The 1146-nt window shown below is 47.9% G+C and carries 1 protein-coding gene; it reads right to left on the bottom strand.

All coding sequences use genetic code 11. The annotated features are described in order from the left end of the window. The coding region (locus R7Q46_RS25085; protein ID WP_318077920.1) for an HlyD family type I secretion periplasmic adaptor subunit at window positions 1-1146 on the bottom strand (1146 nt) is incomplete at both ends.

Genomic DNA, 1146 nt, shown 5'->3' with positions numbered 1-1146 from the left:
GTGGTATCTGCACTGATGTGCTCCAGTTCACCCACTAAGCCGCCGTATTTTGTAAAGTCATACGCGGTGAATTTTACGATGGCATTTAGGTTCGGGCGTAGAAAAGCGATGTCTTTCGGGGCGATTTGCGCCGCAACTAACAAGGTGTCTTCGGTTGGTACGATTTCAACGATGTCCATACCCGGTTGGATAACGCCGCCAACGGTGTTGACGTTCAGCGTTTTGATTTTTCCTGTCACCGGAGAGACCACCACTGTGCGGTTTACGCGGTCTTCCAATCCTACAGCCGATTCAACTAATGCAGACAATTGGTCTTGAGCATTATTGAGTTTCTCTTGTTGTTCGGAACGGAACTTCAACGCCACATCGATGCGATTGAGCATGGATTCTTTGATGGCGGATTTGATCACTGGGATTTTCAGTTCGCTAGATGTCATTTCACGGCGAGTGTCGTTCACTTGGCGCTGCAATTTGAGTAGCTCAATACGCGGAACAACGCCTTCATCCGCCAACGGTTGGGTGATATCCAGTTCTTTCTTCGCGTATTGGTAGCTTTGGCGTAAGTTGCGCACTCGCGCTTCAATTTCGACCAAGTCTTGCTGTTTTTGCTCAACTTGTTGATCGATCACCGACAGTTGGTTGCGTAGGTTATCCAAATCTTCGCGGTATTCTGCTTTTTGACGCTGAGTTAATTGTGGCTGCGTCTCTTCCAATACCGGTGGGAAAGTCAGTTTGCCGTAATCGAGAACGACGCTTTTTTCCCAATCTTGAATATTAAAATCGCGATTGACGGCAACGCTGTTGATAGAAGCAGAAAGTTGTAATACCGAGGCGGTCAGGTTGGCAACTTGTTGTTCACGTTCGCGGTAGTCCGAGCGAAAACGAGTATCGTCGATCAACAGAAGTTGCTGGCCTTTTTTCACCAGTTGTCCTTCCTTCACCAGAATTTCTTTGACGAGGCCACCTTCCAAGTTTTGAACTACTTGGATTTGAGAAGAGGGAATTACTTTACCTTGACCGACGGTGACTTGGTCGATCTGTGCCCACGACGCCCAACCAATGGCTGCAACAAAAAACAACACCATAACCCACAACATTAGTCGGGCACTATTTGGGGTGTTGAGAAGCAGTGCGGCGGTTTTGTCA

It is taken from the genome of Vibrio sp. 811 (assembly GCF_033339195.1).
Note: the sequence above shows the minus strand (reverse complement) of the source record. Positions and strands in the feature narration are given on the sequence as shown.